The organism is Cupriavidus sp. (assembly GCF_057315035.1).
The window spans coordinates 163,706-179,609 of the sequence record NZ_DBHKYV010000007.1; the positions used below are offsets into that span (position 1 = coordinate 163,706).

At 63.4% G+C, this 15,904-nt stretch carries 17 protein-coding genes; 16 read left to right on the forward strand and 1 reads right to left on the reverse strand.

Annotated elements, in window-relative coordinates; translation table 11 throughout:
• Position 1 precedes the first annotated feature (1 nt).
• On the reverse strand, positions 2-1,168 hold the full coding sequence (locus ACO550_RS12885) for a CoA transferase (protein WP_315591977.1): 1,167 nt from the start codon (positions 1,166-1,168) through the stop codon (positions 2-4).
• 111 nt (positions 1,169-1,279) lie between these two features.
• Between ACO550_RS12885 and ACO550_RS12890 the strand changes: the two genes are divergently transcribed.
• The 16 genes from ACO550_RS12890 to ACO550_RS12965 all read left to right on the forward strand — a co-directional run bounded on the left by ACO550_RS12890 (position 1,280) and on the right by ACO550_RS12965 (position 15,900).
• The gene (locus ACO550_RS12890) at positions 1,280-2,173 is read left to right on the forward strand and encodes a LysR substrate-binding domain-containing protein (RefSeq protein WP_315592106.1); all 894 of its coding nucleotides are present in this window, start codon (positions 1,280-1,282) and stop codon (positions 2,171-2,173) included.
• A 128-nt stretch (positions 2,174-2,301) separates the two neighbouring features.
• Entirely contained in the window at positions 2,302-4,038 is a 1,737-nt protein-coding gene (locus tag ACO550_RS12895) for an AMP-binding protein (RefSeq protein WP_315591976.1), read from the forward strand.
• Positions 4,039-4,107: 69 nt separating this feature from the next.
• Positions 4,108-5,103 (forward strand): tripartite tricarboxylate transporter substrate-binding protein, encoded by a 996-nt coding sequence (locus ACO550_RS12900; protein WP_315591975.1) that lies wholly within the window; start codon positions 4,108-4,110, stop codon positions 5,101-5,103.
• Between the two features lie 282 nt (positions 5,104-5,385).
• Positions 5,386-5,550, forward strand: a complete 165-nt coding sequence (napE, locus tag ACO550_RS12905) for a periplasmic nitrate reductase, NapE protein (RefSeq protein WP_315591974.1) — start codon at positions 5,386-5,388, stop codon at positions 5,548-5,550.
• A gap of 128 nt (positions 5,551-5,678) precedes the next feature.
• Positions 5,679-6,005, forward strand: coding sequence for a chaperone NapD (locus ACO550_RS12910; RefSeq protein ID WP_315591973.1), 327 nt, complete (start codon positions 5,679-5,681; stop codon positions 6,003-6,005).
• Positions 5,986-8,481, forward strand: a complete 2,496-nt coding sequence (gene napA, locus ACO550_RS12915) for a periplasmic nitrate reductase subunit alpha (RefSeq protein ID WP_315591972.1) — start codon at positions 5,986-5,988, stop codon at positions 8,479-8,481. Before ACO550_RS12910 ends, napA begins: the two co-directional genes overlap by 20 nt.
• Positions 8,482-8,492: 11 nt before the next feature.
• Positions 8,493-9,032, forward strand: coding sequence for a nitrate reductase cytochrome c-type subunit (locus ACO550_RS12920; protein ID WP_315591971.1), 540 nt, complete (start codon positions 8,493-8,495; stop codon positions 9,030-9,032).
• 14 nt (positions 9,033-9,046) lie between these two features.
• Positions 9,047-9,646 (forward strand): NapC/NirT family cytochrome c, encoded by a 600-nt coding sequence (locus ACO550_RS12925; RefSeq protein WP_315591970.1) that lies wholly within the window; start codon positions 9,047-9,049, stop codon positions 9,644-9,646.
• A gap of 4 nt (positions 9,647-9,650) precedes the next feature.
• Complete coding sequence (gene ccmA, locus ACO550_RS12930; protein ID WP_315591969.1) at positions 9,651-10,301, forward strand: cytochrome c biogenesis heme-transporting ATPase CcmA; 651 nt, start codon at positions 9,651-9,653, stop codon at positions 10,299-10,301.
• Positions 10,298-10,987 carry a heme exporter protein CcmB gene (gene ccmB / locus ACO550_RS12935; RefSeq protein WP_315591968.1) on the forward strand — a complete coding sequence of 230 codons (690 nt, stop codon included), beginning with the start codon at positions 10,298-10,300 and terminating at the stop codon, positions 10,985-10,987. Before ccmA ends, ccmB begins: the two co-directional genes overlap by 4 nt.
• A gap of 5 nt (positions 10,988-10,992) precedes the next feature.
• Complete coding sequence (locus ACO550_RS12940) at positions 10,993-11,763, forward strand: heme ABC transporter permease CcmC (RefSeq protein WP_315591967.1); 771 nt, start codon at positions 10,993-10,995, stop codon at positions 11,761-11,763.
• Complete coding sequence (gene ccmD / locus ACO550_RS12945; protein WP_315591966.1) at positions 11,760-11,882, forward strand: heme exporter protein CcmD; 123 nt, start codon at positions 11,760-11,762, stop codon at positions 11,880-11,882. Before ACO550_RS12940 ends, ccmD begins: the two co-directional genes overlap by 4 nt.
• A complete protein-coding gene (ccmE, locus tag ACO550_RS12950; protein ID WP_315591965.1) occupies positions 11,879-12,334 on the forward strand; it encodes a cytochrome c maturation protein CcmE in 456 nt (151 codons plus the stop codon). The genes ccmD and ccmE overlap by 4 nt, the downstream gene beginning before the upstream one ends.
• The gene (locus ACO550_RS12955) at positions 12,331-14,343 is read left to right on the forward strand and encodes a heme lyase CcmF/NrfE family subunit (RefSeq protein ID WP_315591964.1); all 2,013 of its coding nucleotides are present in this window, start codon (positions 12,331-12,333) and stop codon (positions 14,341-14,343) included. Before ccmE ends, ACO550_RS12955 begins: the two co-directional genes overlap by 4 nt.
• Positions 14,340-14,891 (forward strand): DsbE family thiol:disulfide interchange protein, encoded by a 552-nt coding sequence (locus tag ACO550_RS12960; protein WP_315591963.1) that lies wholly within the window; start codon positions 14,340-14,342, stop codon positions 14,889-14,891. Before ACO550_RS12955 ends, ACO550_RS12960 begins: the two co-directional genes overlap by 4 nt.
• On the forward strand, positions 14,884-15,900 hold the full coding sequence (locus tag ACO550_RS12965; RefSeq protein WP_485994866.1) for a cytochrome c-type biogenesis protein CcmH: 1,017 nt from the start codon (positions 14,884-14,886) through the stop codon (positions 15,898-15,900). Before ACO550_RS12960 ends, ACO550_RS12965 begins: the two co-directional genes overlap by 8 nt.
• Positions 15,901-15,904: the final 4 nt, after the last annotated feature.

A 15,904-nucleotide genomic window follows, 5' to 3' on the forward strand; every position in this document is an offset into this window, starting at 1 on the left:
CTCAGCCCAGCGCCGCGATCTCGTCGTCGCTGAGGCCGATGCTGCTAAGTACTTCGCGCGTATGCTCGCCGAGCCGTGGCGGCACGGCGGCATGGGCACGTTCGCCGCCAAAGCGCACCGGCGCCCCGGGAAACCGCAACGTGCCCATGGCGGGATCGTTGACCTGATCGAAGAATCCGGTTGCGCGCAGATGCGGGTCATCTACCAGTTCGTCGAGACCATTCACGCGGGCCACCGGAATCTGCAGGGTTTCGCATAGCGCAAGCCACTCATCGGTCTTGCGCTCGCGCACCAGTTCGCCAGTGATTTCATAAAGCGTCTCGATATGGCGTGTGCGAGCGGCAATATCGGTAAAGCGTGCATCGCCGGCCAGGTCATGCCGGCCTGCGGCCTGGAAGAAGTCGCGCCAGTGCGCATCGGTGTACGGCATCATGCAGACATAGCCGTCCGCGGTCTGGTAGGGCCGGCGCAACGGCGCCAGCACGCGCGGGTAGCCAGCCGTGGCGCGCGGCGGTTCGAAATGCTGCCCGTACAGGTGCTCGACCATATTGAACGCCACCATCGATTCGAACATCGGCACTTCGACCAAACCACCCTTTCCGCCCTGGCGTTCGCGGCCAGCCAGCGCGGCCGAGATCGACAGCGCGGCCACCAGCCCGCTGGTCTTGTCCGCAGAGATCGTCGGGAAATAGCGCACGGTGCCGGTCTGCGCGGCCATCAGCGCCGCATTGCCGCACAACCCCTGGATGATGTCGTCGTAGGCCGGGCGCCCGCCATAGGGGCCATCCTCGGCAAACCCGAGCAGGCTCACGTAGATCAGTTGCGGATGGCGCGCCATCACGCTGGCCGGGTCCAGGTCGAGTTTGCCCAGCTTCTGCGGCCGCATGCTGTGCAGGAACACGTCGGCGGTGTCCAGCAGCCGATGCAGCGCAACCTGCGCGGCAGGCTGCTTGAGGTTCAGCACCACGCTTTTCTTGCTGCGGTTCACGCCCAGGAAAATGGCCGACATGCCGTCTTCGGTCGAAGGGCCGGTACGGCGCGTGGAATCGCCCTCCGGGGTTTCCACCTTGATGACCTCGGCGCCCAGGTCCGCCAGCCACTGGCTGGCATAGGGGCCCATCACGACGGTCGACAGGTCAATGACACGGATACCGGACAGGGGCAGCACTCGGGGTCTCCTTTGACGCCTGATGGCTTCTCATGGGGAAACAGCGTAGTGCACCACGCCCGATGCGTCTAATATTAGATTTTTAGGAACTGATATCGATTGAATATCACTATGGACTTGCGCCAACTCCAGCAATTCGTTGTGCTTGCCGAGACCGGCAACTTCCACCGTGCCGCCGAACGGCTGCACATGGCGCAACCGCCGCTGTCGATCTCGATTCGCAAGCTCGAAGAGTCATTGGGCACGCCATTGTTTATCCGCACGACGCGCGGTGTGCGGCTGACCCAGGCCGGCGAGGCCGCCCTGGCCGATGCACGGCGGGCACTGTTCCATGTCGGACAGGCCCGCGCCGCCGCACAGTCCGCCGCTCACGGCGAACGCGGCGCGCTGCGCATCGGTTTTGTCGGTTCGGCCACCTATGCGTTGCTGCCGCGCCTGATTCCGGCATTCCGCAGCGCGCACCCCGGGATCGAACTGATCCTGCATGAATCGACCTCCGCGGCGATCCTGGACCGGATCGAGCGCGGTCAACTCGACGCCGGCCTGGTCCGCTTTCCAATCCTGAACAGCGGCCCATTCCAGTTGCTGCCGCTCGAATCGGACAGCTTCGTAGCCGCCGTGCCTGCCGAAAGCCGCTTCGCGGCACGTGACACCATCGCACTCAAGGCGCTGGCCAATGAACCGTTCATCATGCATCCGGCGGCCGACGTGCCCAACCTCCGGGCCGTAGCCATGCTGCTGTGCCAGCAAGCCGGTTTCGTGCCGCGTATCACGCAGGAAGCCGTACAGGTGCAAACCATCGTGAGTCTGGTCGAAAGTGGCCTCGGTGTGGCACTGGTACCGGGCGTTACCGCGCGCTATACCAATCGGCGCGTACGCTTCCTGCGCCTGTCGAGCCCGCGCCCGGCCACGCGCATCGGCATTGCGCTGGCAACCCCGCAGGACACCGACGACCGGCACGTCCAGCACTTTATCGCTGCAGCGCAACGAATCGCACAAGGCTAGGCGGCGATCTTTCCAGATATAGAGCCGATGCATGATTGCCATGAAACTTGTGGCAACGTTGCTGGCATGTTGTCGCAGGCACCGTACATTGTTTCCAGAAGAAAAGATGTACGTCGCCTGGAGACACGATGGAAGACACTGCATTCTTCGCTGATCTTGATGCGCGGCATCGGCGCATCTGGCCTGCCGGCGTGCCCACCGCGCCGCACTATCCGCACGGCGAAGTCAGCCTTGGCGAATCGCTGCGCGCATGGGCTCGCATCCAGCCCGAACGACCGGCACTGGTCTACTACGGCACCGAGATCAGCTACGCCGAGCTCGACGACCTGAGCGAGCGTTGCGCCGAACTGCTGCGCGGCCATGGCATCGGACCCGGCGAGCGCGTGGCGGTATTGCTCGGCAACTGTCCACAGTTTCATATCGTGTTCTACGCGATCCTTAAGCTCGGTGCCGTCTATGTCCCCGTGAATCCGCTATTCAAGGAACACGAACTTGTCTATGAGCTCAACGATGCCGGCGCCACCACGGTAATCGCGCTCGACACGCTGGTGCCACTGCTCATGAGCGTGAAGTCGCAGACGCGCGTGGAGACGGTGTTCCGTACCTCGGCTGGCGAGTTCCTGCCCGCACATCCCACGCTGCCCATCCCTGCGGGACTCGACGCATCTCCGATCGAGTATCCGGGCACGATCGACCTGATGCCCGCGATTCGACTCTGCACCGGCAACGTCCGCGATGTGCGGATCGATCTCGATGCATTGGCCGCGCTGAACTACACCGGCGGCACCACCGGCATGCCCAAGGGCTGCATGCATACCCAGCGCGACATGATCTACACCGCGGCGGCATCGCTGGCGGTCAGCAGCAGCGCCGCGGATCTGGCACCGGCAAGGCCATCTTCCGACGTGATGCTGAATTTCCTGCCGATGTTCTGGATCGCAGGTGAGAACCTTGGCCTCGTCTACCCGGTTTTCAGCGGGGCCACGCTGGTGCTGCTGGCGCGTTGGGACCCGGTGGCCGTGATGGCGGCCGTGGACCGCTATCGCGTCAACCGCACGTTCATGGTGGTCGATAGCGTGGTCGAGCTACTACAGCACCCTGACCAGCAACGCTACGACCTGCGCTCGCTGCAACATACCCGTGTAGCGTCGTTTATCCGCAAGCTCACCGTGGACCTGCGCCGGCAATGGCAGGCGCTGACCGGCGGTATCCTGGCAGAAGGTGCATGGGGCATGACGGAGACGCACACCAGCGACACCTTCACGGTCGGCATGCAGGCCGACGACATGGACCTGCACGGGCGACCGATCTTCGTTGGCCTGCCCGTGCCGGGCACGCGCATCCGGATCTGCAGTTTCGAGACCGGTGAGTTGCTGCCGATCGGCGAGGAAGGCGAGATCGTGGTCAAGACGCCGTCGCTGCTCAAGGGCTACTGGGGCCGCCCCGATGCCACGGCCGAAGCGCTGCGCGACGGCTGGTTCCACACCGGCGATATTGGCGCGTACGACGAACACGGCTACCTGCACTTCCTTGGGCGCCGCAAGGAAATGATCAAGGTGCGCGGCATGAGCGTGTTTCCATCGGAACTCGAAGTCCTGCTCGGACGCCATCCCGCCGTGCTCGGCTCGGCGGTAGTCGCGCGCCCCGACACCGAGAAGGGCCAGGTCCCCGTGGCCTTTATCCGACTTCGTCCCGAACACGAGGGCACCTCATCGCAGGACCTGCTGGCCTGGTGCCGCGAGCACATGGCCAGCTACAAGGTGCCGGAGATCCGCGTGGTAGCGGCATTGCCGATGACCGCCACCGGCAAGGTCAGGAAGGTGGAGTTGCAGAAGCAGTTCGAGCCGGACGCCAGCACCGACTGATGACGAACGACAAATGACAAATGACAAATGCGATTCCGGAACACCGGAACGACAACCAGGAGACACGATATGGATTCAAAGCGACGCAGCCTTCTGAAACTGTCCGCGGCCTCGTTGGGCGGTCTTGCGTTGAACCGTCATGCGCTGGCCCAAGGGGCTCCGGCTACGGGCACGGCAGCAGGCCCGATCCGCATCGTACTGCCCTACCCGCCAGGGGGCTCGACCGATGCCATTACGCGCTTTATTGCCGACAAGCTTGGTGCGGCGCTGAAGACCAGCGTGGTGGTCGACAACCGGCCCGGCGCGGCCGGCATGATTGGCGCCGCGGCGGTGGCAAGCGCCGCACCCGATGGCCGCACGTTGCTGTTCACCAATACCGCGCTGATCCAGAGCCCACTGATCCAGCCGCAGCCCCTGTACAACCCGCTGACCGACTTTGAACCGCTCTCGCTGGTAGCCGATGCCGCGCAGGTATTCGTAGCCAGCGATGCCACGCCCGCAAAAACACTGGCGGAATACGTCGAATGGGCGCGCAAGAACCCCGGTTCGGCGTATGGCAGCCTGGGGGTCGGGTCCACCGGTCACCTGTATGGTGAGCTGCTCAAGCGCAAGGCCAACGTCAATATCGTGCACGCGGCCTATAAAGGCGATGCGCCCGCCATTGGCGACCTGCTGGCGAAGCAGTTGCCGGCGAGCTTCGTGTCCACGGTGATGGCCAAGACCTACGGCGATGCCGGCCGCATCAAGGTACTGGCCACGCTAGGGTCGCAGCGTGTACCGTCGCTGCCCAACGTACCCACGTTTGCCGAAGCTGGTTTTACCGGATTCGAATCGATCGGCTGGATCGGCATGCTGGCACCGGCAAGGATGTCGGCGCCAATGGTGCAACGGCTGTCCGGCGAGATTGCAGCAATCGTAAAGTCGCCGGCCGGGTCGAAGATGCTGGTCGACAGCGGCATGCTGCCGCGCGGCTCGACGGCGCCCGAATTTTCCGCCTTGCTAAAGCGCGACCAGCAGGTCTGGCAGGGACTGGTCAGCCAATCCGGTATCAAGCTGGATTCGTAATCAACGTGCGCGGCATGATGCGCACAACTCAACACAAAAAGGTCGACGGCCAGTCTTTCCAAATTATTCAAGCCGAGTTCAAAGAAATTTACATCGCGGCGTGATGACATTCCCGGTCGTCGACCAATCCCCCTCCCACGCCGGATCGCCGTCCGGTCAGTGCCCAACCTGTCAGCATTCCTGTCTGAGTGCATGACTTGACACCTGCGATTGCGGTTCCTTTAATGACTTACGCATAACCGGCGCATAGTCCGGCAGGCCTGTTCATAAGCCGAGGGGAATATGGAATCGGGCAGCGTTCATGACGCACAGCGCAAGAAGGAAGAACTGCGCAGCTTCCTGTTTCTGACCGCCGTGATGGTGCCGGTCCTGTCCGTCATCATCGTGGCCGGCTATGGCTTCATCGTGTGGATGAGCCAGTTGATCAGCGGACCGCCTACCCATTGACCTCCTCCGCTTGATCCGCTCTATCGCTTTATTCGCCGTGTCATGGCAGCACCTTGGCCCAAAGGCCAATTAAAAAAAGACTGAAACACTGCAACCCTGCAAGAGCAGTCCCATCAAGGGGTATCCACATGCCCGCCAGACCTCCGATCCCCATCGTGCCCGTCGCTTCGGACGACGAGTGGCATATCGCGGGCATCATGGTGTACGCCCATCCGGCCAGCCTGGAGCGGGTCCGCAATGCCATCGCGGCCATGACCGGCACCGAGATCCATGCAATCAGCGACGCCGGCAAGCTCGTCGTCACGGTGGAAGCCCCCACCTCGCACGCCATCGTGGCCCAACTCACCTGCCTGCATCAGCTCGAAGGCGTGATATCCGCCACGCTGGTCTATCAGCACAACGAAGACGCCGCAGCGATGTACGAGGAGATCTCCGATGTCAGTCACGCGTCGTGAATTCATCAAGCAGACCGCCATCGCAGCCACTGCATCGGTGGCGGGTGTGCCGCTGCCGGCCGGTTCTGCCAATTTCGTTACAGATAGCGAAGTCACCAAACTGAAATGGTCGAAAGCGCCCTGCCGCTTCTGCGGCACGGGCTGCGGTGTGACGGTCGCGGTACGTGAGAACAAGGTGGTGGCCACCCAGGGCGATCCGCAGTGCGAGGTCAACAAGGGCCTGAACTGTGTAAAGGGCTACTTTCTCTCGAAAATCATGTATGGGCAGGACCGGCTCACCAAGCCGTTGCTGCGCATGAAGAATGGCAAGTACGACAAGAACGGCGACTTTGCCCCGGTCAGCTGGGAACGTGCGTTCGACGAAATGGAGCAGCAGTTCAAGCGCGTGCTCAAGGAAAAGGGCCCTACCGCCGTAGGCATGTTCGGCTCGGGCCAATGGACCATCTGGGAAGGCTACGCGGCGTCCAAGCTCATGAAGGCCGGGTTCCGCAGCAACAATATCGACCCCAATGCCCGGCATTGCATGGCGTCGGCCGTCACGGGGTTCATGCGCACGTTCGGCATGGACGAACCGATGGGCTGCTATGACGACTTCGAGAATGCCGACGCGTTCGTGCTGTGGGGCTCGAACATGGCCGAGATGCATCCGATCCTGTGGACCCGCATCACCGACCGCCGCCTGAGCCACCCGAAGACCCGGGTGGCCGTGCTGTCGACCTTCACGCACCGCTCATTCGACCTGGCCGACCTGCCGATCATCTTCACGCCGCAGACCGACCTGGCAATGCTGAACTACATCGCCAACCACATCATCCGCACCAACCGCGTCAACAAGGATTTCGTCAACAAGCACACGGTATTCAAGGAGGGGGTGACCGATATCGGCTACGGCCTGCGCCCCGACAATCCGTTGCAGAAGGCGGCCAAGAATGCCGGCAACCCTACCGATGCAAAGCCGATCACGTTCGACGAGTTCGCGAAGTTCGTCTCGAAATACGACGCGAACTATGTCAGCAAGCTGTCGGGCGTGCCGAAAGACAAGCTGGAGAAACTGGCCGAACTCTATGCCGACCCCAACGTCAAGGTGATGTCGTTGTGGACCATGGGCTTCAACCAGCACACGCGCGGCACGTGGGTCAACAACATGGTCTACAACGTGCACCTGTTGACCGGCAAGATCGCCACGCCCGGCAACAGTCCGTTCTCGCTGACTGGCCAGCCCTCGGCATGTGGCACTGCGCGTGAAGTTGGCACTTTCTCGCACCGGCTGCCGGCGGACATGGTGGTCACCAACCCCAAGCACCGCGAAGAAGCGGAGCGGATCTGGAAGCTTCCGGCCGGCACCATCCCCGACAAGGTTGGCTACCACGCGGTGCTGCAGAACCGCATGCTCAAGGACGGCAAGCTCAACGCCTACTGGGTGCAGGTCAACAACAACATGCAGGCCGCCGCCAACATGATGCAGGAGGGCTTGCCCGGTTACCGCAACCCGGACAACTTCATCGTGGTGTCGGATGTCTATCCCACGGTAACGGCGCTGTCGGCCGACCTGATCCTGCCCAGCGCCATGTGGGTGGAGAAGGAAGGCGCCTACGGCAACGCCGAGCGCCGCACGCAGTTCTGGCATCAGTTGGTCGATGCTCCTGGCGAGGCACGCTCCGACCTGTGGCAACTGATGGAGTTCTCGAAACGCTTCAAGGTCGAGGATGTCTGGCCGGCCGACCTGATTGCGAAGAAGCCCGAACTGCGCGGCAAGACGCTGTTCGATGTGCTGTATCGCAATGGCAACGTCGACAAGTTTCCGATCAAGGAAGCCAGCACCGAATACAACAATGCCGAAGCCAAGGTCTTTGGCTTCTATGTGCAGAAAGGGCTGTTCGAGGAATACGCAAGCTTCGGCCGCGGGCACGGGCACGACCTCGCACCGTTCGATGCCTACCACGAGGCGCGTGGCCTGCGCTGGCCAGTGGTCAATGGCAAGGAAACGCTGTGGCGCTATCGCGAGGGCAGCGATCCATATGTAAAGGCCGGCACCGGCTTCCAGTTCTACGGCAATGCGGATGGCAAGGCCGTGATCTTCGCGCTGCCCTACGAGCCTCCCGCGGAGTCTCCGGACAAGGAATATCCGTTCTGGCTGGCCACCGGACGCGTGCTTGAACACTGGCATTCCGGTTCGATGACGCGGCGCGTTCCCGAACTGTATCGGGCGTTCCCCAACGCGGTCTGCTTCATGCATCCCGAAGACGCCAGGAAGATGGGCTTGCGGCGTGGCGTGGAAGTGGAGGTGGTGTCGCGGCGGGGCCGCATGCGCACGCGCATCGAGACACGCGGACGTGACACCCCGCCGCCCGGGCTGGTCTTCGTGCCATGGTTCGATGCCAGCCAGCTGATCAACAAGGTGACGCTCGATGCCACCTGCCCGATCTCGTTGCAGACCGACTTCAAGAAGTGCGCGGTCAAGATCGTCAAGGTATAGAAGGAGACGCCATGAAGCCGAGCCGATCCTGGAAAATCCTGCTGGCTTTCAGTGTCTGGATCCTGGTTGCGACGTTCACGCTGTTCGTCGCGCCGGCTGGCGCGCAAGGACTGGTTGATGCCATGCGCGGACCGACACCGGTGGCCGACGAGTCCAAGGCGCCGCTGCTGTATCCGACCGAGAACAAGGATATCCGTCGCACGCGCAACTACACGATGCAGCCACCGACCATCCCGCACAAGATCGACGGCTACCAGCTGGATAAGGACTTCAACCGCTGCATGTTCTGTCACGCGCGTACCCGTACCGAGGAAACCGGCGCAATTCCGGTCAGCATCACGCACTACATGGACCGTGACAACAACGTGCTGGCCGAAGTCTCGCCACGGCGTTATTTTTGTGTTCAGTGCCACGTGCCGCAGGCCGATACCAAGCCACTGGTGGGCAACACCTTTGTCGACGTCGAGACCATGCTCAAGCGCAGCGGCAGCAAGGGTGCCAGCAGTGGCAACAGTGGCAAGGGCAGCAGCACCAAGAGCAGTGCCAAATAGCAGCGGGGCCAGCGATGAAGCGCAGACTCTGGGATCTCATCAAGCGCTACTGGCGCACGATCAATCGGCCCAGTGCGTATTTCAGCCTGGGCTTCCTGACGCTGGGCGGCTTCATTGCCGGCGTGCTGTTCTGGGGAGCTTTCAATACGGCACTGGAACTGACCAATACCGAGAAGTTCTGTACCGGCTGCCACGAAATGCGCGACAACGTGTACCAGGAATTGCAGGGCACGATCCACTTCACCAACCGTAGCGGCGTGCGCGCCAAATGCTCCGATTGCCACGTGCCGCACAACTGGACCGACAAGATGGCCCGCAAGATGCAGGCGTCGAAGGAGGTCTGGGCCAAGATCTTCGGTACCGTGAACACGCGCGAGAAATTCCAGGAGCATCGGCTGGTGCTGGCCCAGCACGAATGGGCGCGCTTCAAGGCCAACGATTCACTGGAATGCCGCAACTGCCACGACTATCAGTCGATGGACTTTACGCGGCAAAGTCCGCGCGCGCAGGCCATGCATTCGACCTATCTGGCCAACAAGGAAAAGACCTGTATCGATTGCCACAAGGGCATCGCGCATCATCTGCCCGACATCGGCAAGGCCGAGGAGCAATGACGCCATGACGGGCGCGGTGCTGGAGGCCAGCCACCTGACCGTCCGGCGCATGGGCCGGGCGATCTTTCGCGACATCAGCCTGTCGCTCGCCCCAGGTGCGCTGATGCAGGTCACCGGTGCCAATGGCGCGGGCAAGACCAGCCTGCTGCGTGTGCTGGCGAGCCTGCTGCAACCGGCTGATGGACAACTGTGCTGGCATGGTCGGCCGGTGCGTACCGGCGACGCCGGGTACCTGGCCAACCTTGCCTATATTGGCCACACCAACGGTATCGATGCCGATCTCGACGCCACTGAAAATCTTCACTTTGCCGCGCGCATGGCAGGCCTGCGACCCGACGCGGCAACGATCCGTCATGCGCTGACTGTGGTCGGACTCGATGCGGTGGCCGGCGTCCCGGTGCGCGCGTTGTCGCAAGGCCAGCGCCGCCGCGTGGCGCTGGCGCGCCTGGCCGTTTCGCGGCATGCGCTATGGTTGCTCGACGAACCGCTGACATCGCTCGATCACCAGGCGGCCGACCGCTTTGGTACGCTGCTCGACGCGCATCTGGCCGCTGGTGGCATGGCGGTCATTGCCACGCATCAGTTGCTACCGGTGCCCGGCGCGGTACTTGAACTCGCGCCCGCCACCAAGACGTCGAACAGGTGGCCCGCATGAGCGGCGCAATTTCCTCAACGTTATCCGCGACGTTCTCCATCGTCGCGCATGACCTGTCGATCGCCTGGCGCCGCCGCAGCAGCCTGCTGGCCAGCGTGGTGTTCTTCGTGATCGTCTCCAGCCTGTTTCCCCTGGCGATTGGCCCCGAACCGCAGCAATTGCGTGCGTTGGCGCCGGGCATCCTGTGGGTGGCGGCACTACTAGCCTCGATGCTGTCGCTATCGCGACTGTTCACGCAGGAGTATGCCGACGGCACGCTAGACCAGTTGCTGCTGTCGCCGCATCCGCTCGCCTTGCTGGTACTTGGCAAGATCTGTGCCCACTGGCTGACCAGCGGCCTGCCGCTGCTGGTACTGACCCCGTTGCTGGCCCAGCAGTACTCGCTGCCCGGAAGTGCGACGTTGCTGCTCTCGGTGTCGCTGCTGTTAGGCACACCCGTGCTAAGCCTGATCGGTTCGGTGGGCGCCGCGTTGACGCTGGGGGTGCGCGGCGGTGCCGTGCTGCTGTGCGTTCTGGTGCTGCCGCTGTCGATTCCAGTCCTGGTTTTTGGCGCAAGTGCGGGCGCCGCCGCCGATGCCGGCCTCGACGTAATGCCGCATTTCTCGCTGCTGGGCGCCTGCCTGGCGCTTGCCCTGCTGCTCTGCCCGCTCGCCACGGCAGCAGGCCTGCGCATTGCGATGGAGTGAGCACGATGACCCAACCCGTTCTGCTACCCGAAGCCCGCTCCCGCTCATCCCCAGCGCTGCGCGGTCGGCTGACGCAATTCGCGGCGCCCGCCAGGTTCTATCCGTTGGCCGGCCGACTGGCGCCATGGTTCTTTGCGTTCGCGGCACTATGGCTTGCCGTGGGACTGTGGCTCGGCTTTGGAGTGGCGCCGACCGATGCGCAGCAGGGTGAGGTCTACCGCATCATCTTTATCCATGTACCGGCTGCATGGATGTCGATGTTCATCTATCTGGTGATGGCCGGCTACTGTGGGTTGGCGCTGGTGCTACGTACGCGGCTGTCGGCGATGATGGCTTCGGCGCTGGCACCGACCGGTGCGATGTTCACCTTCATCGCGCTGTGGAGCGGCGCGCTGTGGGGCAAGCCGACCTGGGGCACGTGGTGGGTCTGGGATGCGCGGCTGACGTCCGAGCTGATCCTGCTGTTCCTGTACCTGGGCTTTATCGCACTCGAATCGGCCATCGACGAACCACGTCGCGCGGAACGGGCCTGCGCCGTGCTTGCGCTGGTAGGGGTCGTCAATATCCCCGTGATCTATTTCTCGGTGCAATGGTGGAACACCTTGCACCAGGGCGCCTCGGTCAGCCTGACCGCCGCACCCACCATGGCGCATACCATGCTGGCCGGCATGCTGGCCATGACGCTGGCGTGCTGGATGTACACGATAGCCGTGGCATTGGTGCGCGTGCGTTGCATCCTGCGCGAGCGTGGCGAGATCCGGGAGACCGCATCATGAGCGGGCACGCAGCCTATATTGCCGGTGCGTTCGGCATGGCGTTCGTACTGGTCGCCATCGAACTGCTCTGGCTCGCCAGACGGCGTCGCCGTCCCGTTGCAACGGAAGACGATCGATGACACCACGCCAGCGCCGGCTCGGCTTGCTGCTCGCCGCACTGGTATGCGGCGGCGTGGCGCTTACGCTCGTGCTCAATGCCTTTCGTTCGAACCTGGTGTTCTTCTTCAGCCCAAGCCAGATCGCCGCCAGCGAAGCGCCAACGGCGCGTGCGTTCCGGCTGGGTGGCCTGGTGGTGCCCGGCTCGATACGCCGCGAGGCAGACTCGTTGACCATCCGTTTCGTGGTTACCGACACACGGCACGAGGTGCCCGTGGTGTACAGCGGATTCCTGCCCGACCTGTTCCGCGAAGGCAAAGGTGTGGTGGCACGGGGCACGCTCGACGCCAGCGGCACGTTCAGGGCCAGTGAAGTGCTGGCCAAGCACGACGAGAACTATATGCCGCCTGAAGCGGCCGAGGCACTCAAGCGCGCCGCCAACGACAACGCAACCAGCCCGAAGGTGCAGCGATGAGCGTCGAACTGGGACACTTCGCACTGATCTGCGCGCTACTGGCCGCGCTGGTCCAGGGCGTGCTGCCACTGGCCGGCGCACCACGCGGCTTCGTACCCTGGATGGCACTGGCACGACCGGCGGCCGTGCTGCAATGGCTGCTGGTGCTGGCGGCGTGGTTGTCACTGACCGTGGCCTTCATCGACAACGACTTCAGCGTGCGCTATGTCGCCGCAAATTCCAACAGCGCCCTGCCGCTGGTCTATCGCATGGCCGCAGTGTGGGGCGGACATGAAGGATCGATGCTGCTGTGGACGCTGATGCTGGCATGCTGGTCGCTGGCCGTCGCGGTGTTCAGCCGAAACCTGCCGCTGGCGTTCGTGGCGCGCGTGCTCGGCGTGATGGGGGCCATCAGCAGCGGACTGCTGCTGTTCCTGCTGTTTGCCTCGAACCCGTTCATTCGCCTGCTGCCACGCGCGATGGAAGGCCGCGACCTGAATCCGTTGCTGCAGGACCCCGGCATGGTGTTTCATCCGCCCTTCCTCTACATGGGCTATGTCGGCTTTGCGGTAGCCTTCGCATTTGCGTTGGCGGCGTTGCTGGAAGGACGGCTCGATGCCGCGTGGGCACGCTGGTCCCGGCCATGGACCATCCTGGCCTGGGTGTTCCTGACCATCGGGATTGCGCTCGGCAGCATGTGGGCCTACTACGAGCTTGGCTGGGGCGGCTGGTGGTTCTGGGATCCGGTGGAAAATGCGTCGTTCATGCCCTGGCTGGCCGGCACCGCGCTGATCCATTCGCTGGCGGTCACCGAGAAACGCGGCGCATTCCGTGCCTGGACAGCACTGCTGGCCATCTTCACATTCTCGCTGAGCCTGCTCGGTACCTTTCTGGTGCGCTCGGGCGTACTGACCTCGGTACATGCATTCGCGGTGGACCCACGGCGTGGCATCTTTATCCTGGCCTTGCTGGGGCTGGTTACCGGTCTGGCGCTGGCGGTATTTGCCTGGCGCGCACCGCAACTGACGCGCCGCACCGATTTCAACCTGGCCTCGCGCGAATCGTTCCTGCTGGCCAACAATGTGCTGCTGGCCGTAGCCGCTTCGGCTGTACTGCTCGGCACGCTCTATCCGTTGCTGCTCGATGTGCTGGACCTGGGCAAAGTGTCGGTGGGACCGGCCTACTTCGAGCAGGTGTTCGTGCCATTGATGGCGCCCGCGGTGCTGCTGATGGGTGCAGCGCCGCTGGCGCGCTGGCGGCGCGGCGATCTGCCGCCGATGGCCAGGCGCCTGCGCTGGGCGGCCGTAGCCGCGATAGTGATCGGTATCGGCTTGCTGCTGGTGTTGCGCAACCGCTCGGCATTGACCGGACTGGGCCTGACACTGGCCGCGTGGTGCCTGGCCGGCGTGGCCGTAAGCCTGGCGGGCAAGCTCAGGCATCAGTGCGGCTGGCGTGAAGCGCTGCGCAGACTACCCGCAGGTTACTGCGGCATGCTGTTGGCGCATGCCGGCGTCGGTGTGTTTATCATCGGCGTAACGTTGGTCAACAGCCAGGAAACCATGCGCGAGTTGCCAATGCGGCCCGGCGAGGCAGTCACCGTCGACGGCTACACATTCCGTTTCGACGGCGTAACGCCGGCCATGGGCCCGAACTACGAAGCCTTGCGAGGCGTCATGACGGTGCGCCGCAACCACCGGCTGGTTACAACGCTGGTAACGGAGCGGCGCATCTATCGCAGCCAGGACATGCCTACCACCGAGGCGGCTATCGACACCGGCTTTACACGCGACCTGTACGTTGCCATAGGCGAGGCGGCCGGCGAGCATTCCTGGGCCGTGCGGATCTACGTAAAACCGTTCGTAAAATGGATCTGGGGCGGCTGCGCGCTGATGGCACTTGGCGGACTGATTGCGGCATGCGACCGGCGCTACCGGCTGCGGCATCGGGCTGTGGAGCAGCAAGCACCGCTCGGCGAGCCAGCGCATGTTCCGGGGCTGGCCCTGCGCGGCGGCGAGGAGCCCCAACCATGACCCGCTATCTGCTGCCCTTGGCGATCTTCATGGCGATGGTCGTGGCACTTGGCGCGGGCCTGCGCCACGACCCGCGCGAACTGCCGTCGGCACTGGTCGGCAAGCCGGCACCACAGTTTTCATTACCGGTATTGAACGCACAGGGCCAGACCATGCGGCGCTCGGACCTGCTCGGCAAGGTCTGGATTCTCAACGTCTGGGCCTCATGGTGTACAGCCTGCCGCACCGAGCATCCGGTACTGGTCGACTTCGCGGCAGGCTCGGCCGTGCCGCTCTACGGCCTGAACTACAAGGACTCCGCCCCGGCCGCGCAGGCATGGCTGCAGCAAATGGGCGATCCCTATGTGCAATCGCTGGTGGATACTGACGGCCGGGTGGGTATCGATTTCGGTGTCTATGGGGTGCCGGAAACGTACATCATCGACGCACAAGGCGTGGTGCGTTACCGTCAGGTGGGCCCGGTAACGCCAGACGTGATCGAGCAGCGCATCAAACCGTTGCTCAGGCAACTGGGGCAAGGTGATTGTGGTGGTGATGGCCATGCCTAGGTACTTGCTGCCGATGCTGGTCGCCATCCTGGCGCTGCATGCCAATGCGGGTCCTGCCTTGTCAGACACGGAACTCGACGCGCGCGTGCATGGATTGGCGCAGCAATTACGCTGCCTGGTTTGCCAGAACCAGACGCTGGCCGATTCGAATGCGGAGCTTGCCGTCGATCTGCGCCGCCAGATTCGCGCGCAGGTGGCCCAAGGCGCGAGCGATGATGCGATCAAGGATTTCCTGGTACAGCGCTATGGCGATTTCGTGCTGTACGACCCGCCGTTCAAGCCGTCTACATGGTTGCTTTGGCTGGGGCCGTTTGTGTTGCTGGTGGGGGTGATTGGATATCTCTGGCGCAGGTTGAAGCGCTTGCCCTCTCCCCCGGCCCCTCTCCCGCGTGCGGAAGAGGGGAGCAAACCGGTGGTGACATACTCGCGTTCGCGGTGGACAACCGCTACGCTTTGCGTCGTACTGCCGCCTGCGGCGGCCATGCTTTATCTTTATCTCGGCACACCTGCGGCGATGATGCGGCAGTCCGATGCGCATAGCCTGTCAGGCGACGCCCATACGCCGGACATTGCACAAATCGATGCCATGGTGGACCAGTTGGCGCGACGCCTGCAGGCCAATCCGCAGGATGCCAGCGGCTGGGTCATGCTGGCGCGCTCGTACACGGTGCTCGAGCGCTTTGACGATGCCGCTGCCGCCTATGCCAAAGCGGTGGCGCTGGCTCCCGATGTCGCATCGCTGCGCTCGGATTATGCCGACGTGCTCGCCAGCATCAACGGCGGATCTCTTGAAGGACCGGCGATGGACCAGATTCGCGCTGCGCTGGCGGCGGATCCAGACGACCCCAAGGGGCTGGCCCTCGCCGCCAGTGCGGCCGCCGAGCGCGGCGATACCGCACAGGCAGTAGGCTACTGGGAACACCTTTACAAGCTGTTGCCACCCGACTCTCAAACCGCTACGCGCATTGCCGCCAACCTGACGGCGGCCCGCGCGGCAGCGGCCAAATAGAGCC